Annotated in this window: 21 protein-coding genes, 1 tRNA gene and 2 pseudogenes; 15 read left to right on the top strand and 9 right to left on the bottom strand. The window is 45.3% G+C overall.

What is annotated here, in order from left to right; translation table 11 throughout:
- Window positions 1-31 precede the first annotated feature (31 nt).
- Both feoB and MHI25_RS06860 read right to left on the bottom strand, forming a co-directional pair.
- Entirely contained in the window at window positions 32-2,044 is a 2,013-nt protein-coding gene (feoB, locus tag MHI25_RS06855) for a ferrous iron transport protein B (RefSeq protein ID WP_036680095.1), read from the bottom strand.
- The gene (locus tag MHI25_RS06860) at window positions 2,041-2,283 is read right to left on the bottom strand and encodes a FeoA family protein (RefSeq protein ID WP_076218517.1); all 243 of its coding nucleotides are present in this window, start codon (window positions 2,281-2,283) and stop codon (window positions 2,041-2,043) included. Before MHI25_RS06860 ends, feoB begins: the two co-directional genes overlap by 4 nt.
- A gap of 238 nt (window positions 2,284-2,521) precedes the next feature.
- Between MHI25_RS06860 and MHI25_RS06865 the strand changes: the two genes are divergently transcribed.
- The 4 genes and pseudogenes from MHI25_RS06865 to MHI25_RS06880 form a co-directional block, all read left to right on the top strand.
- Window positions 2,522-3,481: an aldolase catalytic domain-containing protein gene (locus MHI25_RS06865; protein WP_170914180.1), complete on the top strand. Its 960-nt coding sequence runs from the start codon at window positions 2,522-2,524 to the stop codon at window positions 3,479-3,481.
- Between the two features lie 244 nt (window positions 3,482-3,725).
- Entirely contained in the window at window positions 3,726-5,852 is a 2,127-nt protein-coding gene (locus tag MHI25_RS06870; RefSeq protein WP_340395150.1) for an EAL domain-containing protein, read from the top strand.
- 64 nt (window positions 5,853-5,916) lie between these two features.
- Window positions 5,917-5,990: transfer RNA gene (locus MHI25_RS06875), tRNA-Gly, on the top strand.
- A gap of 148 nt (window positions 5,991-6,138) precedes the next feature.
- A pseudogene (locus MHI25_RS06880) lies at window positions 6,139-6,402 on the top strand (cation diffusion facilitator family transporter); the annotation flags it as partial.
- A 316-nt stretch (window positions 6,403-6,718) separates the two neighbouring features.
- Here MHI25_RS06880 and MHI25_RS06885 read toward each other — a convergent pair.
- Window positions 6,719-8,074: a dipeptidase gene (locus tag MHI25_RS06885; RefSeq protein WP_036680069.1), complete on the bottom strand. Its 1,356-nt coding sequence runs from the start codon at window positions 8,072-8,074 to the stop codon at window positions 6,719-6,721.
- Window positions 8,075-8,284: 210 nt separating this feature from the next.
- A pseudogene (locus MHI25_RS06890) lies at window positions 8,285-8,386 on the bottom strand (short-chain dehydrogenase); the annotation flags it as partial.
- Between the two features lie 115 nt (window positions 8,387-8,501).
- On the opposite strand from MHI25_RS06890, the gene MHI25_RS06895 reads away from it, so the two are divergent.
- From MHI25_RS06895 to MHI25_RS06910, 4 genes are all read left to right on the top strand, one after another.
- Window positions 8,502-8,897: a helix-turn-helix domain-containing protein gene (locus tag MHI25_RS06895; protein ID WP_244886429.1), complete on the top strand. Its 396-nt coding sequence runs from the start codon at window positions 8,502-8,504 to the stop codon at window positions 8,895-8,897.
- A 42-nt stretch (window positions 8,898-8,939) separates the two neighbouring features.
- Window positions 8,940-9,893, top strand: a complete 954-nt coding sequence (locus MHI25_RS06900; RefSeq protein ID WP_340393505.1) for an RNA methyltransferase — start codon at window positions 8,940-8,942, stop codon at window positions 9,891-9,893.
- A 33-nt stretch (window positions 9,894-9,926) separates the two neighbouring features.
- Window positions 9,927-10,544: an NUDIX hydrolase gene (locus MHI25_RS06905; RefSeq protein ID WP_340395151.1), complete on the top strand. Its 618-nt coding sequence runs from the start codon at window positions 9,927-9,929 to the stop codon at window positions 10,542-10,544.
- Between the two features lie 202 nt (window positions 10,545-10,746).
- Window positions 10,747-10,899, top strand: coding sequence for a hypothetical protein (locus MHI25_RS06910; protein WP_155288093.1), 153 nt, complete (start codon window positions 10,747-10,749; stop codon window positions 10,897-10,899).
- A 101-nt stretch (window positions 10,900-11,000) separates the two neighbouring features.
- On the opposite strand, the gene MHI25_RS06915 is transcribed toward MHI25_RS06910, so the two are convergent.
- The 3 genes from MHI25_RS06915 to MHI25_RS06925 form a co-directional block, all read right to left on the bottom strand.
- A complete protein-coding gene (locus MHI25_RS06915) occupies window positions 11,001-11,468 on the bottom strand; it encodes an ASCH domain-containing protein (RefSeq protein WP_340395152.1) in 468 nt (155 codons plus the stop codon).
- A 12-nt stretch (window positions 11,469-11,480) separates the two neighbouring features.
- Window positions 11,481-13,454 (bottom strand): ABC-F family ATP-binding cassette domain-containing protein, encoded by a 1,974-nt coding sequence (locus MHI25_RS06920; RefSeq protein ID WP_340395153.1) that lies wholly within the window; start codon window positions 13,452-13,454, stop codon window positions 11,481-11,483.
- Window positions 13,455-13,574: 120 nt separating this feature from the next.
- Window positions 13,575-13,742, bottom strand: a complete 168-nt coding sequence (locus tag MHI25_RS06925) for a hypothetical protein (RefSeq protein WP_162636617.1) — start codon at window positions 13,740-13,742, stop codon at window positions 13,575-13,577.
- 178 nt (window positions 13,743-13,920) lie between these two features.
- Here MHI25_RS06925 and MHI25_RS06930 point away from each other — a divergent pair, with 178 nt between their 5' ends.
- The 3 genes from MHI25_RS06930 to MHI25_RS06940 all read left to right on the top strand — a co-directional run bounded on the left by MHI25_RS06930 (window position 13,921) and on the right by MHI25_RS06940 (window position 17,980).
- Window positions 13,921-14,298: a PH domain-containing protein gene (locus MHI25_RS06930; RefSeq protein WP_036680049.1), complete on the top strand. Its 378-nt coding sequence runs from the start codon at window positions 13,921-13,923 to the stop codon at window positions 14,296-14,298.
- Between the two features lie 561 nt (window positions 14,299-14,859).
- Window positions 14,860-16,437, top strand: a complete 1,578-nt coding sequence (ggt, locus tag MHI25_RS06935) for a gamma-glutamyltransferase (RefSeq protein WP_340395154.1) — start codon at window positions 14,860-14,862, stop codon at window positions 16,435-16,437.
- Between the two features lie 118 nt (window positions 16,438-16,555).
- Window positions 16,556-17,980, top strand: coding sequence for an amidase family protein (locus MHI25_RS06940; RefSeq protein WP_340395155.1), 1,425 nt, complete (start codon window positions 16,556-16,558; stop codon window positions 17,978-17,980).
- Window positions 17,981-18,576: 596 nt separating this feature from the next.
- Here the strand turns inward: MHI25_RS06940 and MHI25_RS06945 are convergent.
- Both MHI25_RS06945 and MHI25_RS06950 read right to left on the bottom strand, forming a co-directional pair.
- Entirely contained in the window at window positions 18,577-18,885 is a 309-nt protein-coding gene (locus MHI25_RS06945) for a hypothetical protein (protein ID WP_340395156.1), read from the bottom strand.
- Window positions 18,864-19,061: a hypothetical protein gene (locus MHI25_RS06950; protein ID WP_340395157.1), complete on the bottom strand. Its 198-nt coding sequence runs from the start codon at window positions 19,059-19,061 to the stop codon at window positions 18,864-18,866. The genes MHI25_RS06945 and MHI25_RS06950 overlap by 22 nt, the downstream gene beginning before the upstream one ends.
- A gap of 438 nt (window positions 19,062-19,499) precedes the next feature.
- On the opposite strand from MHI25_RS06950, the gene MHI25_RS06955 reads away from it, so the two are divergent.
- From MHI25_RS06955 to MHI25_RS06970, 4 genes are all read left to right on the top strand, one after another.
- Window positions 19,500-21,074, top strand: coding sequence for a PucR family transcriptional regulator (locus MHI25_RS06955; protein WP_340395158.1), 1,575 nt, complete (start codon window positions 19,500-19,502; stop codon window positions 21,072-21,074).
- Window positions 21,075-21,155: 81 nt separating this feature from the next.
- Window positions 21,156-22,280: an XdhC family protein gene (locus MHI25_RS06960; RefSeq protein WP_340395159.1), complete on the top strand. Its 1,125-nt coding sequence runs from the start codon at window positions 21,156-21,158 to the stop codon at window positions 22,278-22,280.
- Window positions 22,222-22,794, top strand: coding sequence for an NTP transferase domain-containing protein (locus MHI25_RS06965; RefSeq protein WP_340395160.1), 573 nt, complete (start codon window positions 22,222-22,224; stop codon window positions 22,792-22,794). The genes MHI25_RS06960 and MHI25_RS06965 overlap by 59 nt, the downstream gene beginning before the upstream one ends.
- Window positions 22,795-23,048: 254 nt before the next feature.
- A complete protein-coding gene (locus tag MHI25_RS06970) occupies window positions 23,049-24,209 on the top strand; it encodes a BMP family ABC transporter substrate-binding protein (protein WP_036680038.1) in 1,161 nt (386 codons plus the stop codon).
- Window positions 24,210-24,315 lie beyond the last annotated feature (106 nt).

Raw genomic sequence — 24,315 nt, forward strand, 5'->3', positions numbered from 1 at the left:
TTTCATCATGAGAATCTTATAATTTACAAGTCTACGACCATCCTAATAACCGTCCGCCTTGAAAAATAATTAAAGATACGATATACGCCAGAACGAGAGAATAGCCCATGGAGAAGAAGGTCCATTTCCAAGACGCTGTTTCTTTTTTGATTACCCCTACAGTAGCCAAACAAGGAATATATAGCAGGATAAAGGCCATAAAGCTGATCGAACTCAATGGTGTGAAGACTTGAGAAATTTGATTTTCTAAACCAGCAGCATCTGGTGCGTGATAGATGATATTCATGGTAGAGACTACGACCTCTTTTGCCAAAAAACCCGGAACCAATGTAGAGCCAGCCTGCCATGTTCCGAAACCAAGCGGTGCCAGTAGCGGTGCGATCATACCTCCAAACTTAGCCAGGAAGCTGTGATCCATGTCCACATCAAACCCGCCAGGACCGGCATAAGACATAAACCAAATAATTGCTGAGCCTGCAAGAATAATAGTTCCAGCTTTTCGCAGGAAACCTTTGCCCTTTTCCCAAGTGCTGCGCGATAAGGTCTTGATCTGCGGCATACGATAAGGTGGAAGCTCGATCATGAAAACTGAGGATTCATTTTTGAATAAATATTTAGAGAATACCTTACAAAGAATCAGCGCAAACACAATACCCATCACATACATGGACAGAACTGCTACGGCCTCTTGCGCCGGAAAAAACACAGCTGCGAATAAAGCGTAAACAGGCAGTCTCGCAGAACAGGACATCAGCGGCATTAGCAATGTGGTCAGCATTCGGTCTTTGGGCTGTTCGATGCTGCGCGCCGCCATTATGGCAGGTACATTGCAGCCAAAGCCAATGATGAATGGAATAAATGCTTTTCCGTTTAGTCCCATACGTTCCATCGTGCTGTCCATTAATAAGCAAACCCGAGCCATGTATCCTGAATCCTCCAAGAAGGAAATGATCAGGAAGAGAATGAAGATTTGCGGGACAAAGACGAGGACGCCCCCTACACCGCTAATTAATCCATCGACGATCAGGGCATGGGTGAAGCTGGATGCTCCAAGCGTCTGTAGCAGGGAATTGGCTCCATCACTAATCGGTCCGGAGATCAGGCCATCGAGGAGATCTGATAGAGGTCCGCCGACCCAGTCAAATGTGGTCTTAAAGAGAGCATACATAAAGAAGATAAATAAGGGCAGTCCTAGAAAACGATGCGTCAATATGGAATCTAATCTTTCTGTTAAGTTATGAGGTTTCTGCGTTGTTGTATCAAGTACAACCTCACAAATGGAGTGGATATAATCCATCCGCTGTGAGCGAATCCATTGGGGGAGCGTCAGGGCCAGCTTTTTGATCTGTAGCTCACTCTGACAGGATTCACAGATGTTTAGCAGGCGGGTGGTGTCCATACGTGTCTTTAGAAAATGAAGAATAACCGGATTCTGCTCCATAAGCTGTAGAGCAATCCAGCGGTGATTGGGTAAGTCCTTGATAGGAAGTAATTCCTTTTCTATAGAAGATATCGCATGCTCTACAATCTCACCGTAGTTTAACTTGAACTTTACAGCGGGAATCGCAGAGGATTTCTCTAAAATACTGAGGACTTGTGCGCAGCCTTTTCCCGTTCTTGCAACAAGTGGGAGGACAGTTATACCCAGTCGTGATTGTAAGACTTCATGATTGATGCGAATTCCACGTGCATTAGCGACGTCAATCATATTCAGTCCGAGTAAGGTAGGTTTGCCATACTCAAGTAATTGAAGCGTGAGCAGCAGATTTCGTTCCAGCTGTGAAGCATCCACGATATTAATTAAGGCTTCAGGAGATTCTTCTATTAAATACTGGGCAGCAACTCCCTCATCACGTGAGAGTGGGTGCAAGGAATAAATGCCCGGCAAATCAATGAGCTTGCCAGCGCCGTTCTTCAGGCTGCCGATCTTCTTTTCTACCGTTACCCCAGACCAGTTACCAACATATTCGTATGAGGAGGTCAATGTATTGAAGAGAGAGGTTTTACCTGTATTGGGGTTACCTACAAGTGCTATTGAACTCAAGACACGTTCACCTCAATCAATGAAGCTTCCTTCCGGCGGATGGCGAACAGTTGTCCATTGCATTCCAAGGTAATAGGTCCTAAAAAAGGTCCTTTTCCTTTCAGGCGAATGCTTACACCCTCGGACACTCCAAGATCAGCCAGACGACGACGCAGGATGGGGTTGATTCCTTCTATTTTATGAATACATCCAGTCGAACCCGGTTGTAGTCGCAGTAATGAGCAAGAGGTAGAAGCCATTTTTATCCCTCCAAAAGAGACTGATAATCAATCTCAATGATTTTCTTGTAATGTAGCATTTTTAGGGCTTATTTACTGTGATCATTGTCGCTGACACGATGTGGTAATAGCATTAAAGAGAAGAAGATGAAATTCCTTTACATTTTATTCTTCATTAAAGTATGATTATACGATATAAATTGCATAGTAAAGCTATATTCGCGGTTATAATGATTGCAATAGTTGAAGGGAGATAATTATGAAGACTAATCAATGTAAGATTGTTGACTGCACCATCCGAGATGGGGGCCTAGTGAACAACTGGGATTTTAGTGTGGAATTTGTACAAAACTTATATGCCGGCTTGAATGAAGCTGGTGTTGATTATATGGAAATCGGTTATAAAAATTCACCAAAATTGCTCAAAGGAGCAGAGGGTGCCGGACCATGGCGTTTTCTGGACGATGATTTCCTGCGTAAAGTGATTCCGCAAAAAGGTCACACCAAGCTATCTGCTTTGGTTGATATCGGCCGCGTGGATGAGAATGATATTTTGCCCCGCAGCGAAAGTATGCTGGATTTGATTCGTGTGGCATGCTACAGCAAAGATGTAGAGAAAGCCTTGCAATTGGTACAAACTTTCCATGATCTAGGCTATGAGACAACGATCAACATTATGGCTTTGTCTAATGTTATGGAGAATGAATTGTTGGAAGCTTTTGAAATGATCCGTGAGAGCGTTGTTGATGTGGTATATATTGTAGATTCATACGGCAGCTTGGATCACAATGACATGAATTATCTGGTTGAGAAGTTCAAGACACATCTGCCAAACAAACGTCTAGGCGTACATACTCACAATAATCTTCAGTTGGCGTTCTCCAACACGTTGATTGCTGCTGAGAATGGTGTAGAGTTACTGGATGCTTCTTGTTATGGAATGGGACGAGCTGCAGGAAATTGCCCTACAGAGCTGTTAGTAACTCATTTGAAGAATACACGTTACTCCTTGCGCCCTGTGCTTGATATTATTGAACGCCTGATGATTCCTTTGCGTGAGAAAGAGGAGTGGGGCTATATCATTCCTTATATGATCACAGGTACACTTGATGAGCATCCACGCTCAGCAATGGCACTTCGTGCATCTGCAGACAAGGATAAATCCGTTGATTTTTTTGATAAGCTTACAACACCAGAAGTAACCTTTGGTGACAAATAAACTTGAGTTTCTTAGAAGCACTGAACCCTTTCGTAGGGGGAAGTGCTTTTTTGGTTGCCTGCTAGCAGAAAATGGTTTATATTTATGCAAGATTTATGAATATATAACTTATAAACGCGCCTTCCATTTGAATGCCCATAAAAGAAATGTAACTTAAAAGTCCTATCCCGCCGATATTTATACATAGGACATAACTATACTTGAATGTTAATTAATAGATATTATTTTCAGACGCGAGGGACTTATGAGACAAGAAGAGAAAAAGACAATTCAAGCAGCTGCTGTAGGCGCCTTGCTGTTCCTTTTAATTCAAATTTTCCATACATCGCTTAACCGATTGGACGATTGGGATATTATTTCTTCTCTCTATCTCATTGTCGGCTGCTGTAATGTTGCTTTTGGATTTGCAATATTTGCACAGGGCTGGTTATTCTTCTCTAGCAGATTATCTAAAGGAAGATTATATGCCGCAGCTCTTTTTGGTGGAATATGTATTATTGATTTCTTGCATACACTGGGTTTTGTCGGCGTCCCGTTGATTTCATCATTCATAACTTTTGAAGAATCGTTGTGGCTGCGAACCCTCTCACGACTAATCAGCGGTTTAGGAATGTTGTTTATTTTTAGCAGGGAAGATAAGCCCGTGTCTGTCTCTGAAAAAAGAAAATTGTTTAGAATAGCCTTCATGTTGATTGTAATTTCCATTGTTTTGTTTATTTTCAGCCACTCGGCGTTGCCTCAGTTATTAACTAAGCCTTGGATGAATCCATTGAAGCAGATTGCTGATTTAGCAGTTCTTTTTGTTTACTTGGCAGGTGTTGCAGTTATTGTATTTCCTGAAAAAAGTGAAAAGTCAGCCTCACTGCTTATTATTATTCGAGCACTTATCTTTTTCTCTTTGGGCCAAGCCTTTTTTATGAGTCCATTCAGTAGTGGCAATATAGATGATCTTTTTGGAATGGTGTGTAGCGGAGTTGCTTACTACTTGCTGCTTACTGGAGTATATCGTCTGACGATTGAAGAACCTTTTTACGAAAAGCAGTTGGCTGAGGAGCGGATCAATTATTTAGCCTATCATGATGATTTAACGGGACTTCCCAATAGACGTCGTCTGACGCAGCGTGTAGAAGAGATGATTATTGCTGGAGAGAAGAAAACGAGCGATAAATTCTCAGCGTTAGCTATTATGAATATTAATCATTTCAAGAATATAAATGACTCCCTGGGCCATTTTGCCGGAGACCATTTATTGAAGCTGGTGTCTGAGCGGCTTGTGAATGAGGCCAAATCTACTGAAGAGCTTTATAGTATGGGGGCGGATGAGTTCGCTTTTCTTATGATGGAGAGAGCAAGTCTTGGAGAATGTTTGGTACGAGCTACGGAGCTGCATCGATTGTTTGAGGTACCTATTGCCTTAGAGTCGGGGGAGTACCATATTTCGCTTAGTATGGGGTTAAGTATTTATCCCGGTGACGGTGAAACTGCGGAACATCTGATTCAGAATGCTGATACGGCTGTACATAATGCCAAGGAACAGGGAGTGGAGATTCGCCGGTATATCCCAGCTATGCAGATGAAAGCAAAGGAACGTCTAAAGCTGGAAAATGACCTCCGCAGAGCGCTTGAACGCAATGAATTCTTTCTGGTGTATCAGCCAAAGGTTTTGCTGGAGACGGAAGAGATCGTAGGAATGGAAGCTCTGCTCCGCTGGAATCATCCGAAACGTGGTCTGGTCTCTCCTGCGGAATTTATCCCGTTAGCTGAGGAGAGTGGACTCATTGTTCCGATTGGGGAATGGGTACTCAAAACAGCTTGTCTGCAGAATAAAAAATGGCAGCTGGCCGGCTATGTGCCGATTTGCGTCTCCATCAACCTATCTATGCGGCAATTCCTTCAGCCTAATCTAGCAGGGAGGATTCATACCATCTTAACCGACATTGGATTAGATCCGTGTTATGTCGACCTTGAGATTACTGAGAGTATGACCTTGGATAAAGAAACAGCCTTTGATCAGCTGAAACGTCTGAAAGAGCTTGGTGTCTTCATCAGTATTGATGATTTTGGTACAGGCTACAGCTCCCTGCATTATCTAAAGAACATGCCGATCGACAGATTGAAAATCGACAGGTCGTTCGTATCAGAGGTTATGGAGGACAGCAACAATGCTGCTATAGTCTCTACAATCACTTCTATGGCGCATCATTTGAAGCTGAAGGTTACGGCTGAGGGTGTTGAGAACAAGGAGCAGCTGCAGTTTTTGCGTGAGCAGCATTGTCATGAAGCTCAAGGATTTCTGTTCAGCAAACCTATTCAACCAGCAGAGTTTGAGGCGATATTTTTAAAAAAGGCACCCCTCGGCGCTTCCCTGTAAACTAAAAAATTGTTGATTTTTACTTGTAGGGATGATACAATATCTCTTGTATTCAATTTCTAGTGCGGGTGTAGTTCAATGGTAGAACTTCAGCCTTCCAAGCTGATAGCGTGGGTTCGATTCCCATCACCCGCTCCATAAATTCAAACTTCCAAATCCTTGCGATGCAAGGGTTTTTTTATATCCCATCAGCCTATTAATGGTTGGTGGGATTTTTTTGTTTATGCTATTTGCCTAATGGAAAAACTTTAATATAGCGTACTTTTAAGAAAAGGTTGTGAAACTTTTGAATGGTGCAAAAATTGCGTTCCTATCTGTACTTAGCAATACATTTATCGTTTCTTTAAAGCTTATGGTCGGAGTACTTACAGGTTCAGTAGCAATTATCTCGGAAGCGATCCACTCCTCCTTAGATGTAGTTGCTTCGTTGATTGCTTTTTTCTCGGTCCGATGGTCGAGTCGCTCTGCGAATAAAGCTCATCCTTATGGTCATGGCAAAGTGGAGAATATCTCAGGGACGATTGAAACGTTGCTTATTTTTGTTGCTGGAGATATTACATGAAGGCTAATAATGGTGATTAAGCACAGAGTTTCTCTGCTATTTCAATATTTTGTATTAAGTGATATGGTGATTATATCTCTTTTATATTCATTCTATATGGGGGACGGATAATGATCGCTTATTTAAGACCTTTAATAATAAGTAGCTCAGTTAAAAGCCTGATTTTTCTTTTAATAATAATGGTGATAGCAATGGTATGGTGGTTTTATAAATGGACTAAGCAATGATGCTCTTTTGTTTGGCCGCATACTAAAAAGCCAGGCTCCCAATTTAGGGAACCTGGCTTTAATTGTTTGTAGGGAGCTTATACAGTCTTTAGGAACTCAACAATGGTGAGTAATCCCTTGTCGAAGTTCTCCAGGTTGAAATGCTCATCCGGTGCATGCAGGTTTTCATCATCGAGACCAAAGCCCATCAGAACGACAGGTGCTTCCAGCACACGGGAGAAGCTCTCCATGATCGGAATGGAGCCGCCGTCTTTGGTGAAGAGGGCACGGGTTCCATATACTTTGCCATATGCGTCTGCTGCAGTTTGCAGAATAGGATTCGACGGATCGATGTTAAAGGCACGTGCCTTCTCCATTTGCTTAACATGCACTTTCGCTCCGGTCTGAATATTAGCCTTCAGATGTGCTTCAACGGCATCGAGGATATGCTGTGGATCCTGATCGCCTACTAGGCGGCAGGTAATCTTCGCATGGGCTTCTTTAGGGATAACCGTCTTACTGCCTTCCCCTTGGAAACCGCCGTATACGCCGTTAAGCTCAAGCGTAGGACGAGCGCCAATCCGTTCTACAAAGGAATAACCTTCTTCCCCGTATAACGATTCCAATCCAAGACCTTCGCGGATTTTATCTTCATTCACACCTTGCTTCACGAATTCTTCCCGCAGCATTGGGGATAGTTCAGGAACACCATCATAGAATCCGTCTACAGATACACGTCCTTTGTCGTCATGAAGCGAGCTTAGTAAAGATACTAGGGCATGCAGTGCATTCGGAACACCGCCGCCGTAAGAACCGGAGTGCAGGTCTGTCAAAGCGGTAGTTACATCAACTTCAAGGGAAGCTAGTCCACGTAGCCCAGTGCAGATGGCAGGACGACCGCGTTCCAATAGGGATGTATCGGAGACTAACACCGCATCCGCAGCGAGCTTTTCTTTATTGGCTTCAAGGAACGGAGGCAGATTCACACTGCCGATTTCTTCTTCCCCTTCGATGCAAAGCTTGAGATTCACAGGAAGAGTACCTTCTTGTTTCAGGATCGCCTCAATGGCTTTGAGGTGAACGAATACTTGTCCTTTGTCATCTGTTGCTCCGCGTGCATAAAGCTTGCCATCACGAATCTCTGGTTCAAATGGAGGTGTGGTCCATAGGTTTAATGGGTCTACTGGTTGTACATCGTAGTGACCATACACGAGAATGGTTGGTTTGCCTGGAGCATGAAGATAATCGGCATATATAACGGGATGTCCCGCTGTCGGATGCAACTCAATGTTCTCAAGTCCGGCTTTTTTCAGGGTGTCTGTCAGCCAATGGGCTGCCTTCAGTACATCGTCCTTATGTTCAGATAAGGCAGAAATACTTGGAATTCTGAGCCATTGTTTTAGTTCTTCGAGATGTTCATCCCGGTGGGTTGAAAAATAAGTTTCGTATGACATAGTGAGTATGTACCTCCTTAAGTTTTGCTGCGCAAAACCGGCTTTGTAAGCGCCTGGGCATAAGCTTATTGGCCATGCGTGACCGTCTTGTTTAGCATTCTATAGGAACCATTATACTGGAGAACTCACTATGGATCAAAAGCGATGGGGCAAACCTCTCACCAGATGATTGTAGCCGGTGTCACACCTTTGGGAAAAGTATCCTCAGCGTCGAGAGATTAATGCCACTTGAAATCCGTTGGCTCCGAATTTTTTGGCGATTGAGAGTCCTAGGCCGGGTCCAGCACCCATGATGGCAATGGTCTTTTTCATGATTTATTAGTTCCTTTCCGGTTGTTGATTACTAACAGTAACCATGATAAGCTGAATAGGCTTGAGGGACAAGAAGGCACTATTACATGCTTAAGTTACATGGAGGTAACCACAGTTGGAACATTCAAAGGAAGAACCCACCCGGTTCATGCCGATGCTGGAGGATTGCTCCATTACCCGCCAGATTCTGGACAGGGTCGGAGACAAATGGAGTGTACTGATCATAGTCAATTTAGGTGCTGAAGCTTTGCGGTTCAAAGAGTTGCAAAGGCGCTCTGGAGGGATATCACAACGGATGCTGACCCAGACCCTGCGCCATTTGGAACGGGATGGATTAGTTTGGCGTAAGGCGACGCCTACAGTCCCACTGACTGTGGAATACGGTCTGACGAGCATAGGAGAATCATTGTTGGGACCTTTAACCTCGCTTGTGGACTGGGTCAACAAAAACAATGGGAAGATCGCCAAAGCGCGTATAGATTATGACCACCAGCACGACACACAGGAGTAACAAGACAGCAGAACAATTCACTGGGATAGAGGATGGATTATATTGCATACGGAAAGTGGAACAAACACATTTATTTATACTTACACCTGTTCAGAGGACGAGTTATCGCTGTGTCAGATGGAGCTGCGATGTCTTTTTGGCGAGCAGGTCCCGACTGCTATTTTTAAGAGTGAGGTTGAAGTGGATGTCAGCCGCAGTCCCTTCATTAAAGAGCGGATTGATGTAATGTATGAAGGGGATAGTCTGCCTGAGATTTATGATCAAACGGAGCAGGTGGAGCTTGGCGGCAAGACGTTTAAGGTTATTTTTGTGAAGACCAACGATCTGGGCCCTGCAGACAAAATAGAGTATGATGAGCGCAGAGTGATCGAGCGGGAAATTGGGTTGCGGATTGAAGGAGAAGCGGATGTTAACCATCCGGAGCTGGTATACGGCATTGTTACGCTGGGTGGACGCTGGTACTTCGGATCTTATCATAAAAACAAGGCAACTTGGTTCCGCCAAATGAAGAAGCCACGCAGCTATTCTATCGCGCTTAGTACACGTGTTGCCCGTGCCGCGGTTAATATGGCTATTCCGAATCCTGAAGGTATACGTGCTATAGATCCTTGCTGTGGTATTGGAACTGTAATGGTAGAAGCCTTGTCAATGGGAATCGACATGGTTGGACGTGATATTAACCCTATGATTGCTACCGGTGCGAGAACAAATATTGCCCATTTTGGATTCACCAGTGAGGTAACGCTTGGGGATATTGCGGATATCACTGATCATTACGATGTAGCCATTGTAGATATGCCATATAATCTATATTCTAGTATTACACCTGAGGAGCAGTTCGCGATTCTAGTGAATGCGCGCCGGATTGCAGATCGGGTGGTTATCGTTGCGATTGAACCGATGGACGAGATGATCACTGAAGCTGGATTTACAATCATAGACCGTTGTGAAGCTAAAAAAGGAGCCTTCTCGCGTCATTTAATGCTTTGCCAGTAATCCTAATCAAGGTACCGAAAAAGGGGTGCAGCAATGGAGCAGAAATGGTTAACGTGGGCCAAAGAAATTCAGGCCATCGCACAGACTGGATTAACTTATGCTAAGGATGTTTATGATATAGAACGGTATCAAGCTTTGCGGGAGCTCAGTGTAGATATCCTCGCTAATTATACCTTCGAAAGCAAGGAGAGAATTAGACTCTCCTTTGCGGGTGAAGGGGGTTATGCTACTCCAAAAGTTGATGTCCGTGGTGTTGTATTCCGGGAGGATGAAATTCTACTTGTTCGCGAGAAGTTGGACGGGAATTGGGCGCTTCCTGGTGGTTGGGGAGACATTGGACTGTCCCCGAGTGAGGTTGTTGTGAAAGAAATCAAAGAGGAATCGGGTTTTGAGGCAGAAGCAGTTCGCTTACTGGCTGTATTAGATAAGAAATTTCATAACCATCCACCGGAGCCTTATCACGTGTATAAGTTCTTTATTTTATGCCGCATTGTGGGCGGAGAGGCAATGGAAGGGGTAGAGACAAGCGAAGTTTCTTTTTTTGCAGAAGATAAGCTGCCTGAGCTCTCAACAGAGCGGAATACAGAGGCACAGATTCGGACGATGTTTGAATATTTACGAAATCCGGAAAAAGTAGTAATATTGGACTAAGAATCTGCATATACTGTATGACTTCCGCAAATTTAAGTTTTTAATTATTCAAAATTTGGTTAATATCTAATATGTAAGCACTTACAACGGTTTGGCCGCTGAGCCTTTATATCTACCAAAATTCAAAATTTTAATTTTTTGGGTCGAGCGGTCTACATTTTTTCCTCTACTGTGACGATAAGATATTTTAGGAGGGGATCGCATGGAACAAGAAGAATTGAGCATTCCATTGAAACAGGAAAATGTGGTGCGTCCTGCAGAAGGCAATATTGCCACTGGGCTGGTTTGGGGTATCTTAATCAGCATTCCGTTATGGATCTCTGTTATTGGCTGGATTTTGGGATTTTGGCACTAAACCATAAATTAATGAGGATCTAATTCTGTTGAATTTATAGTATACACAAAAGGCTGTCCCTTCCTTGTGGAAGAGACAGCCTTTTGCGTTTTCTGAAGATCTTAGCCTTTTGTATATACCACTTTAAAATTCTCACAAACAACTTTCATCTTTGGATCAAAGGGTTTGTTTAAGAATTTTAAGGATTCTCGGGTGAAGAACTGCTCATGATCATGACGCCATGACTTAAGCGTCCGGTCACCCTCTCCTTCAGTATAGGCAAACTCAGCGCTAACCTCATCAAAAGGTATAATTTGTACCTCTGTAGTAATAATTATTGCCTGCGGATCACCAGAACCATCCAGCACGATACTGTGCCTGCCAACTTGCGGAAACGTCTCGTCACAAGTTTCAAATATATCATAATTTGAAGCAGTTCCTGTCTTGATCCCACGAATCACCAGATCGAGCAGTTTATCGGCCATCTGGGGACTGTCACCAAAGGCCCAGGCGTCATATTTATCCGCTGTTTGTGGATGAAGCTGGGTATATTCTTTCCATAACAACTTAATTTTCTCTTTGTTGCTCATATGCTCATCTCCTTATAGATCAATTTTTAGATCAGTTGTCTCCATCCATCCTGTATAGAGCTCATCCAACTGTTCCTGTATCGCATCACGTTCTTGTTGCAGTTCAGCAAGTTCAACTGCATCGCTGCTGATCAGGGGCTCTAACATCTTGGCATCGATCACGCCAAGGCGTTTCTCTACCTCTGCAATGGCCGTTTCCCAGTCGAAGGTGGTGTTTTTCCTACGGGAACTGGAGGATTTAGCGTTGGTTTCTTTCCCTGAATTGTTAGATTGAGGCTTATCAGAGCCTGAACTTGTTCGTTCTGCAGAGAAAGGTTTAGCTTGATCCGCAAAAGAGGGAGCTAATAATGCTTTTTCAGCTTGTTTTTCCTTGTAATATTCATAGTTTCCGTTGAACACTCCAAACCGCCCGTCTTCAATGGACCATAGTTTGTGAAATAGACGATTGATGAAATAACGGTCATGAGATACCGCCAGAACTGTGCCTGGAAACTCCTCTAATGCTTCTTCGAGTGCTTCACGAGAATCTATGTCCAGATGATTGGTCGGCTCATCGAGAATCAGCAGGTTTGGCTTGCGATGCATTAGTACAGCGAAACGCAGGCGGGTCCATTCACCACCGGACAGATTCGTAATGTCTTTGAATACATCGGGACCATAGAATAGGAAACGTGCAAGCTGCCCGCGAGCTTCACCTTCTTCAAGTCCAGCTTCTTCGCGGAAGTAGCGGAGTACAGACTGTTTGTTATTTTCCGGAACAGCCTCTTGTGCGAGGTAGCCGACCACAGTTCTTGAACCGAGTGTACAGCTTCCGCTGTCCGGGGTTTCCTGCCCTAAAATAATTCTTAAAAGTGTACTTTTACCTGCCCCGTTACCGCCGATGAGTGCCGTAGTCTCTCCGTAGCGAAGCACTTCGTTTGCCTCTGTGAAAAGGCTTCGCTGACCATATGCTTTTCCGATATCCTCCAAAATGACAACCTGATTACCGGAACGGTCATTTTGCTGTAGCTGCAAATCCATTGATTTGCGCTCCAGAATGGGACGTTTAACCTTCACCATACGATCCAGTGCTTTTTGCATGGATGCTGCTCTCCGGTAAAAGGAAGGGTTAGGAGGAGTCCCGCGATTGCCAAATTCAATGAGACGTTTGATGCTTTCCTGCATTTGTTTTATTTTTTTCTGCTGCTCTTGATAATCAGCAAATTGTTGAAGAAGTCGTGTTTCCTTCTCCACTTGATAGCCGCTGTAGTTGGTGTGGAAGGTAAAAGCCTCGCCATCTTCAATCTCGATGACTTTCTTGACTACAGCGTCCAGAAAGTAGCGGTCATGGGAGATCGCCAGCACTGTTCCATCATAACTCTGTAAAAATTGCTCCAACCATTCGATGGCATTCATATCGAGATGATTGGTTGGTTCATCCAGTAGAAGGATGTCTGGACGGCGCAGCAGCAGCTCCGCAAGTCCGACTTTTGTTTTTTCTCCTCCTGAAAGAGAGGCGAACAGTCGGCTGTATTGTCCGGTTCCGATCCCGAGACCCGAGGCTACGCGCTGAATAGAGGATTCGATCTCGTAACCTCCGGCGGCCTCGAACTTATCCTGCAAGCTGCCATATTCTTTTAACAGCCGATTCCAGAGGGTTTCATCCGTTCCGCTGTTAAAGCTGGACATTTCCAGCTCAAGCTCCCGCAGGCGGTGCTGCCATTGCAAAGGTTCAGCAAAGCTGCGCTGTAGAACATCATATACGGTTTCTTTTTCGCTAACTTCTTGTATTTGAGCCAGCAGGCCTACTACGCTACCTTTGCGTATTGAGATTTGCCCTTCATCGGGACGTTCTTCCCCGTTCAGCAGGTGGAATAGTGTCGTTTTGCCACAACCGTTGCGGCCGATCAGGCCAATTTTTTCCCCTTGGCGGATATCGAAGGTAATGCTATTCAGCACGAGCTGTGCCCCGTGGTATTTTTGAACATTTTGGCATTGGATGATCATATATATTCTCCTTTAAGAATGCCCTTCGCACCGCCAGTACCCTAAATGGCTCCGAAATCCTGTGAAAAACCATAAAAAAAGACCGTAGGGAAATTTCCCCACGGCCTTATCATTCTCCGGTTAACTGATCCGTCCGGGTGATGGCAGGAAAGGCATTTCACAATTGTGTAGTGTTATTAAATTCATACAAATGGACAGACTTCTCCCGTTATCGCCATTTACATGAGCAATGCCAGCTATCGCTTTAGGTAGCCGACTCATAACACTGTTGGTCCAATTGTGATCCATTCCTTCCACACCCCTCTCTTAGTAAATTTAATGACAGTGTAATCAAAAATCAAAAAATAAGCAAGTGAAAAGATGTCAGAGAGTATTTTTACACAGCATAGAATATGAAAAATAGAATAATATGGTTTTGTAGTGGGGGGCAAGTGGCTAAATTTAACGGATGAAAAGAGGAAGAGATATGGCACTTTTTGACGGATTAATGGGCAATGCATCGCAAGTGAATCTTACGGAGGTCCAGCGGGAATACGCACAAATTCTTGCCCCTCAGGAGAAAATTGAACGCGCCTATAAGCTGATTAGAGATATGTTCATTTTTACGGACAAGCGGCTTATTTTGGTGGATAAACAAGGTCTGACGGGCAAAAAAACAGAATATCATTCGATCCCTTACAAAAGCATCTCGCATTATTCCGTGGAGACGGCAGGGCATTTTGATCTGGATGCGGAGCTATGTATCTACATTTCCAGCAGCACGCTTCCGGTGAAGAAGACCTTCAATAAATCCGTAAATATTTACGAGGTGCAGGCCGTGTTATCGCAATATATTTTAAAATAAATTGTTTATTTGGTGTTCCAAAGCACAAGCCCCCCTAAGTAAAAGTGGCTAAGATTACTAAGGTTAGATGCAGCTAGATATATCTGAGATAGGCAGCCACAAGACATAACCGAGATAGGTAGCTATATAGCGGCAAAAGGTGACTATATATATTCGAGATAGGTAGCGATTTGGCGGCAAAAGGTGACTATATATATTCGAGATAGGTAGCGATTTGGTGGCAAAAGGTCACGGTAGTACGCCATGGGTGTATGCAGCTCCCTGTAATTAAAATGATTTTATAATATTCGTAGGCGTGATTCTACAAGGTTAAACAAAGAGGACCTCTTATTTGTGCATAGCTCACAAAAAGAAGAGGTTTATTTTGCGTTTCAGCGTAACCGATTGACAAAGGATTTTCGTGTAATGTTAAATGACACTAAATAAACCAGAAGTTATAGGGGGCTCGCAGAGGAACCTGCCGCAGAATATAGGAGATTGAATATGATGGAGAAACCCGCCGCAAAAAAATAAGGAGTTGGGACATGGCGGAAAAAACCGTAAAACATAGGGGGATGGGACATGGCGGAGAAACCCGTAATAGGCACAAAAACTATGGTAGTTAGCCCCCATTATTTAGCCTCGGCTGCTGGTGCACGTATGCTGGAAAAAGGGGGGAATGCCTTTGATGCAGCGGTGGCGATCAGTGCGACATTAGCTGTAGTATATCCACATATGACGGGGCTAGGCGGAGATTCCTTTTGGTTGACCTATAACACGCAAGAGGCGCGTGTTCGGGCCTATAACGGAAGCGGGCGCTCCGGGTACGGAGTCCGCAGAAGCAGCTACGCCGGGGAAGCTTTCATCCCGCGGCGGGGGATTCGCAGCGCCATTACGGTGCCGGGGATGGCGGACAGTTGGGATGCCATACTGAGTAAGTATGGCCGCTTTACGCTGGCGGAAGTACTGGAGCCTGCTGTTGGTTACGCTTTGGAGGGGTTTCCGCTGTCGCCGGATCAGCGGAATAACACGGCTGTTGCGGGCTCTGCGCTGTCACCGGAGGCGGCAGCGATTTACACGCCAGGCGGCGTGATTCCTTGTGCTGGATCGCGATTCCAGCAAAATCAGCTGGCGGCCACCCTGCGGACATTGGCGGCGGGTGGGCGGGATGCTTTTTATAAGGGAAAGATTGCGGAGGACATCTGTGACTTTATGCTGGCATCTGGCGGGTATCTGACTCGGGATGACTTTGCGGATCATCAGGGCGAGTGGGGCGAGCCGCTTCATACGGATTATCACGGGCATACAGTGTACCAAGTGCCGCCTAACTCTCAAGGTTTCACAGGACTAATGAGTCTTAATATGTTGGAGTATTTCAATTTTGAAGCAATCGAGCATGGATCGTATGAATATTATCACCTGCTTGTTGAAGCGTTGAAGTTAAGCTTCCGCGATCGGGATAGGGTGCTTACGGATCCGGATTTTAGTGCTATACCTTTGGAGCAGCTGCTGGAAAAACGTTATGCAGGACAATTAGCATCTGCGATTTCGATGCAAAAAGCTACACAACTGACAAGTCAGCCTATCGGCAGTGATACAGCTTATGCTGCAGTTGTGGATGAAGACGGGAATGCGGTCTCTTTTATTCAGAGTCTGTATTTTGAATTTGGTTCGGGAGTGGTCGCTGGGGATACTGGGATTCTGCTGCAGAATCGAGGTTCGTTTTTTTCGCTGGACCCCGGGCACATCAATACGCTTGAGCCGCATAAGCGCAGCTTCCACACACTGATGCCAGCGATGGCCTGCCGCGAGGGCAAACCTGTGATTTTGTATGGGACGCAAGGTGGCGAAGGTCAACCACAGACTCAAACTCTGCTGCTCACAAGGATGCTGCATTATGGCATGAATCCACAAACGGCTGTGAATGAGCCGCGTTTTGTGTGGGGGAGAACGTGGGGAGAGCCTACGCAAGAACTGAAGGTGGAGAGCAGGGTAGCTGATGAGGTGCTGGCAGAATTGGCCGCAGCCGGTCATACTGTCCGGAAAGTAGATGACTATGATGGGGTTATGGGTCATGCTCACGTGATTTCGATAGATGACAATGGATACCGCAGTGGGGGAACGGACCCGCGCTGCGAGGGTGCGGCGATTGGGTGGTAGGTATAGGAATGATGGAGCGGCCGGAAGGACTCTGAAGGAATCGTAGGAGGGAAGGTGACGGATACGAAAAGCTACTAGAGGGATTGTAATAGTAATGGTGAGGGGAGGAGGAGTAATTATGGTTTTGGATAATCGGTATGGTGCGTTTATAGATCCTGGGCTTACGGTTGAGAGTTTAGGTAGCGGGATATTGGATGGACTGACCTTTGCAGTAAAAGATGTATTCGCTGTAGCTGGACATAGCTCTTCTGCAGGTAATCCTGATTGGCTGCATAGCCACCATCTGTCCACGGAGCATGCGGTGGCTGTACATCGTTTACTGTTGTCGGGTGCTACACTTCGTGGTGCTGCCCATACGGATGAGTTGATGTATAGTCTGGGTGGCGAGAACCATCATTTTGGAACGCCGATTAATCCGCGTGCTGTAGGTCGTATCCCGGGCGGATCTTCAAGTGGTTCGGCAGTAGCGGTAGCTTCTGGTAGTGTTGATTTTGCGCTCGGTACGGACACCGGTGGCTCAATTCGAGTACCTTCCTCCTATTGCGGAGTATATGGCTTTCGACCAACGCATGGAGCTGTGGATTTTCAAGGTGTTATTCCATTATCTCCGGCTTTTGATACCATTGGCTGGATGTCAGATCGTTTGGATGTGCTCCAGCAGGTAGGGGAAGTGTTGCTTGTGGCTGGGAGTACATCTGTGAAGATGGCGAAGAAAATAGAAAGTAGTATAGAGGAAACTGTAGGGAAGAGCATGGAAAAGAATGTAATGAAAAATTTAGAGAACAGCCTAGAGGGAGACATGGTGAAGACTGATGAAAATAATTTAGAAATGAGCCAGAAGGAAAGTTTAGAAACGATTTTGGAGAAGCGTATTGAGAAGAGTACGGATAAAATTTTAGAGATCGGCCCGGAGAACAAGGTAAAAAAGAAAATAGAAGACAATATCAAAATGGGTACTTTATTTGTTGCTACTGACTGCTGGGCTTTGGTTAATCTGGAGAATGCAGCTATTTTATCGGAGGGATTAAGGTGTTTGCGATCAGGGGCAGATCATCTCATGGAGATAGAGATTGCTTTGGAGGGTTTAAAGGTCTGGATGGATGTTTTTAGAGAATTGCAGGGGAATGAAATTTGGGAAACTCATGGCGCTTGGATTGAGATCGAGAAACCAGTCTTTGGACCTGATATTGCAGCGCGATTCTCGTGGGCTGCCAGTTTGGCGGAAGAGGATCATAGTGTTGCGAAATGTAAGCAAAAAGAGATTTCTAATCAGATGCGCTTGCTGCTAGGTGAGGACAATTGTCTTGTGATTCCGACAGTTCCGGGACCAGCGCCGCTGCGTGGAGGGGATTTGCGCCAATTGGAGGAGAATCGTAGCGGTGCGATGATGTTGAGTTGCATAGCAGGGTTGGCGGGTTTGCCTCAGGTAACAATACCTATGCTCTCCACAAGTGGATTGCCACTGGGATTATCTGTTATTGCCGGACATGGTCAGGATCTCCGGTTACTCTCTTGGGTGAATGAAGTGTGGCAGCAGTCCTGAGATGCTGGGTGCAGTGATCTTGAAAAAGTGATACTAAACAGACTGAAGGTACTGAACAACATATCTTGATGATACTTTTCTAGTTACTGTTAACCGGTACTCCTCCATTACCCTCTAGGAATACCCTCTAGGAATACACTCTAGAAATACACTCTAGAAATACACTCTAGAAATACACTCTAGGAGTACACTCTTGGAATACACTCTTGGATTACATTCTAGCAATACACTCTAACGCCACACTCACTTATTCATTCACAAATTAACGAAATGCACATGTCATTCCCTCCTGCTTTTAGTTTTATTGACACCGGGGAGCCTAGTGGAGTTGCTTTTAATACTAAGGTAGTTGGAGTTAGCTCAATAGTGGGGCAGTAGTGTGAAAAAAGATAAATTCAGCGCTCGATTGTGTGGTGTAAGACCAGTGGAATTAAGTGAATACGTCGCTGGAGAGAAAAGAACGGTATAAATCCCGCAGAAATCGGAGAAATGGCTAAAGAAGCTAAAAAGAACGGTATAAATCCCGTAGAAGTCGGGGAAATGGCTCAAGTAACTAAAAAGTACAGTATAAATCCCGTAGAATCTAGGAAAGTGGCTTAAGTAACTAAAAAGAACGGTATAAATCCCGTAGAATCTAGAGAGTGGCTCAAGTAACTAAAAAGAACGGGATAAATCCCGTAGAAGTCTGGGAAGTGGCACAAGTAACTAAAAAGATCGGGATAAATCCCGTAGAATCTAGGAAAGTGGCATAAGTAACTAAAAAGAACGGTATAAATCCCGTAGAATGTGGCGAAGACACCTATGTAGCCAAAAAGAAGGGCAAAAGTGCCCTTCATCCCGGCACTTCCGGCCGAATAGCCAAAAAGAAGGGCAAAAGTGCCCTTCATCTCGGCAGTTTCGGCCAAACAGCCAAAGAGAAGGGCAAAAATGCCTCACACCTCGGCACTTCCGGCCGAATAGCCAAAAAAAGGGCAAAAGTGCCTTTCACCTCGGCGATTTCGACCAAACAGCCAAAAAGAAGGGCAAAAAAGCCCTCCACTTCTACCGGCAGCAGTGGATCTATAAGAGCTTGTACCTCCACCACAGTTGCTACAGTGGGGTGGTATTATCTCTACTCGTATGGATCTCCTCCACCGCTCAATTCCCCGTCTTGCAGCGCTGGTGTGCCTGCAACTTCGATCCGATGGTCAATTCGAATGGCCCGAGAATACCCTCCCATCAACTCCCATGTTGAACCCGTAAAAACTTGTTTTTACTCGAAAGCCCTCCCTCAACTCCACCTACTATTTTCCAATCCCCTTATACAGTTCACATGAACGATATGAGCTAAAGTTCAATAATTTATCATTCATCATTCATCATTCATCATCCATGTTCATTATGTGTTAAATTTATTAACATAAAAATCATGAAAATTTAACTTTCCTCTATTCAACACGGTTCATTTTAATTATAATGTTACATAAAATAACATTATAAATCAGAAATGGTTCTATTGATCCTAATAAGGAGGGGTGGCATGCATCTTACGGTTGAAGAAGCGTTGTCCATTTATCCTTTGTCCGAGGCGAAGCTTATCGCTGGATCTAAAGGGAAACATCGAATTGTGAAGTCAATTAATGTGATGGATGCCCCCGATATTTCGGATTGGATCAAAGAAGGCGAGATGCTGCTAACGACAGCCTATTTGATAAAGGACAATATGGAGGAAGCCTCTGCCTTGCTGCAGACTTTAAATCGCCGGGGATCTTCGGCCTTGGGCATTAAGCTGGGGCGGTTTTGGGATGAAGTACCAGAGCAACTGGTCGCAGAAGCGGAGAGTCTTAACTTCCCTCTAATCCAGCTGCCGTTCGAGTTTACTTTTTCGGATCAGATGAATGGTCTGTTTCGCGCCGAGCTTAGCCGCAGCACTCACGTTCTGCAGAGCATTATGGAGAAGCAGAAAAAGCTGATGCAATTCGCCTTAAGATCTGTCCGCAGCCGTCCATTATTTGACTCGGTGTCTGAAGTGATTGGCCATTCACTTGTGGTGGTTAGCGCACGGGGGGATGTGATCTACAACAACTCTGAATACCATCCTTCACAGCTGCTGGAGGGGTGGCCATGGCAGAAACGGAATCAGCGCTTTCGTGTGGGAGATCATGTGAGCTACCGTACACCACTTTTGCAAGGAGAGAAGTGCTCCGGATATCTATTGTTTTGTGCCATCGACCCTTTGTTGCTCCCAATGGAAGAAAGTTTGTTCGTTCAGGGAGCTGAACTTATTTCATATCATATTCATTCAGGATACGAAGATTATTTTGAACAGGCAGAACACAGGGAGTTTAGCGGATTGCTGAGACGTTGTTTGAGCGGTAATTTATCTTACACAGATTTGGCGCAGGCTGCTCTCGACTTGGAGATTGAGCTGCTTCAATTACCATTTTGTCTCTTATTGACCGATACAGCTGCGACTGGGGAAGAACGCCAAGGGGAGCTGCTCAGACTAAAAGAAGAATATCTTGAACATCCCGGGCTGCGGGAAGTAAAGGGAATTCATGTGATTATAGATCAAGGACTTTTGTCTATATATCCGGGAGATCGTCAGCGTCCTGAACAATTTCGGGATCTAATCCAGGTTTGTTTTGACAACATGAAGTTTGATAAGGGATATTATCCGCGAGCTGCGATAAGCAGTTGTAAAGCGAAGCCGGAGGGGCTGAAGGAGGCTTTTGCGGAGGTAAAGGATTGTATGGGAATGCTTCAGGGCGGGGGAGTAAAAGAGAATGTTGTGCATTACCGGCAGCTTGAGCTTAACCTGCTGCTCGGGCAAATTCCGGCAGAGGTTATGGAGAAATATTGTAATGGAAGTCTTAGAGGGTTGCTTAGCCGAGAACCGGAGTATGTCAGGGAAATGCTGCGGACGCTGGAAGTTTATCTAGAGAACGATGGTCATGTTAATGAGACGGCTAAGAAACTGTTTATTCATCGAAACACGGCTACCTACCGGATTGAGAAGCTTAGTGAGCTGCTGGACGTCGATTTTAAAAAAATAAATGATCTCATGAGGTTGAAGTTAGTATTCATGTTTCGGAGGATGCTCGGACGGGACTAAGGTCTGAGTTCTAAGGTCTAAGGTTTAAAGTCTAAGGTCTAAGTTCTGGATTGAAATGCAAACACGGAGGAGGGGTACCTCGTGAATACACATGAGATCGCCATGCATATTCAAACCCATCAGGCGCCTGCGGTGCTGGCAACGCTGATAGAGGTGGAGGGACACTCGTATCGTAAACCCGGAGCGGTGATGTTGTTTTTTGAAGGAGGTACGATTGGGAGCCTGAGTCCAGGTTGTCTGGAAAACGATCTGCAACTGCGAACTTCTGAAATCTGGGAACGAGGGCTGCCCGAAATTGTGGAATACAACATGCTGTCTCCGGATGATCTGTCCTGGGGTGAGGTTGTCGGCTGTGGAGGCAAAATCAAAGTAGTGCTTGAACCCGTGCAGGGTCAGCTCTACAAGCTTTTAGTGCAGGCGAGTGACAGATTGGCTAGGGGAGAAAAGCTAATTCTGTTCCGCGAAGCAGTGGAGAAAGGTTTTGCCTATAAGCTGGAGCTGGATCCAGAAATTGTACTGCCGCAGAGCAAGAAACATCCGAAATTATCCCACTCGGCAAAAGAAAACCTGGCGGCAGGTCGCTTTATGGCCGCTCCAGCAGAATTGACAGCATTCCATACGTCTTTCGTATCTAAACCGCGGCTTGTGATTTTTGGCGGGGGACGTGATGTGGTTCCTATTGCGGAACTTGCTGACAGAGTTGGCTTTCGGGTAGCGGTTGCGGATTGGCGTGAAGGAAGCTTGCACAATAAGTTTCCTCGAGCTGAACAAGTAATTTGTTCCCCCATGGAGGTTGTTCAGCGATTGGGCGTAGCTCGGGAGGATTATGTATTGATTTGCAGTCATCAACTTGGGCGGGATAGACAGTTCCTGGAGAGTGTGATTCCGCTTGCTCCTCTATATATAGGGATTATCGGTTCGAAGGCGCGAATATCTCTTTTACTGGAAGGGTTTGAGGCTCCTGCATCTTTGCATGCACCTGTAGGGTTGCCGATTGGAGGAGAAGGTCCGGAGGAGATTGCGGTCAGTATTATAGCAGAAATTATTCAAATTAGAAGGGTGGGCTCACGAGAGCTGCCCAAAGGAGCGGATTGTATTGAAGGTAGCAGGAATATATTTGGCAGCGGGGCAGAGCAGGCGGATGGGTGTGTCCAAGGTTTCGCTGAAATTGTCGCAGGAGGTCTCCCTCGGGAGCGTCGCGCTTAGTGAATTGGATCGTTGCAATCTAGAACCGCTAATCGTGGTAGTGCGTGCGGATGACAACTTGGAATGGCTGCCACCCGCGATTGAGCCGCAAGGCTCCAGACGTACCGAAACTTGCTTAACCGCACATCTAGGATTGTCTTTTTCACTGCGCTGCGGCCTTAATGCGGTATTGCCTTTACGGCCCGATGCAGTAGTTGTGGCGCTTGCGGATCAGCCATTTATTACTACAGCATTAGTGAACCGTCTAATACAAACGTTTGAACAATCTCCGGAGATGGATTATGTCGCTAGCGTCAGTAATGGGTCGGCTATGCCCCCGGCTTTGTTCTCGAAGACGTTGTTTCCAGCACTACAGGGATTAGATGGAGATCGAGGAGCGGCGGGGATATTGCGTTCACCTGATTATAAGGGGATTGTTCTGGAATCTGAGTCTGCCCATTATTTCATGGACGCAGATACAAAAGAAGATTTTGGTGAGATTCAGGAGCAATGGATTCTGAAAAATGGAAAGTGAAGTAAAGAATAATCTTGAAAGTAATCTGAAAAGTAATCTGAAATAGTGTTCCTTTTCCACCTTTGGTCATATAATATGACACGCAACTCACCTTACGAAAACCAATTAGTGCATTACACACAAAAAAAGTTCTGATTCTTATATTCCTATACAAACGTATGTTATATAAATTTACGCCAAGGCCACCTCTAAGTATAGTAGAAGTACATTAATGGTTGCAGCCATGATGAGAGATGATTTGGAGGAGGAGAATTATGAAAAAAAGGGGTCAGTTCATAACATCTTGTCTTGCATTAATGGTTCTAATGACGGTGGCTTTGGTGGGGTGTGGCAGCAATAATAATACTTCTACAAATGCAACGGAGGCACCAGCGACAACTACAGCGGCAACAGAGGCAACTGCAACAACAGAACCGGCTGCAAAGAAACCGACGGTTGCTTTTGTTTATATCGGACCTCCAGGGGATGGCGGCTACACGTACCAACATGATCAAGGACGGCTGTATATGGAGAAGGAGCTGGGGATTAAAGCTGACTTTGTAGAAAATGTCCCTGAAAGTGCTGACGCCGAACGAATCATCACAGAGCTTGCGCAATCACACGACATCGTGTTTACAACGAGCTTCGGATATATGGATTTTACATTAAATGTAGCGGGCAAATTTCCCAACGTGAAGTTCCTGCATGCTTCGGGTTACAAAACCGCAGAGAACATGGGGACCTACTTCGGGAAAAACTATCAGGCCAGCTATCTGAGCGGCATAGCGGCAGGGAAAATGACCAAAAATAATCAGTTGGGTTATGTAGGGGCTTTTCCGATCAGCGAAGTGATTTATAACTTGAATGCTTTTACCCTTGGAGCACAAAGTGTCAATCCTGATGTAAAGGTGAATGTGGTATGGACGAATACATGGTATGACCCGACGACTGAACGTCAAGCGGCAATCAGCTTGCTGGATAAGGGGGCGGATGTGCTTTTGGCCTATCAGGATTCACCTGCAACCCTGCAGGCTGCTGCTGAACGAGGGGCTTTTGCCGGGGGAAATGACTCGGATATGAGTAAATACGCTCCGGACAATTATTTGACGAATCCGGTATGGAATTGGGGGCCGTATTACGTAAAAGCTGTGCAGGCAGTTATGGATGGAACCTGGAAGAGCGAGCAATATTCCGGTGATATGGCTGACGGTATGGTGGAGCTGGCTCCTTTCGGGAACAAGATCCCAGATGATGTGAAAAAGCTTGTCGAAGACGCCAAAGCCAAAATTATCAGTGGTGAGCTTGAGGTTTTCACAGGTCCGATCTCAGATAATCAAGGGAATGTGAAGGTTCAGGAGGGTCAGAAGCTGACCTTGGAGGAAGTGCTGGGCATGAACTGGCTCGTAAAAGGTGTGGAAGGAACTATCCCGCAATAATGTTTAAAAATAGGGAATAAGATGTGCACAATCTATGGGTGGGGCGGGTTCCGTTAAGCGGAAACTTCCCCACCCGTACTACAACTTGAAGGAAGGAGGGGTTCAG

The sequence above is a fragment of the Paenibacillus sp. FSL E2-0177 genome, assembly GCF_037992975.1.
Classification (GTDB): domain Bacteria; phylum Bacillota; class Bacilli; order Paenibacillales; family Paenibacillaceae; genus Paenibacillus_AQ; species Paenibacillus_AQ odorifer.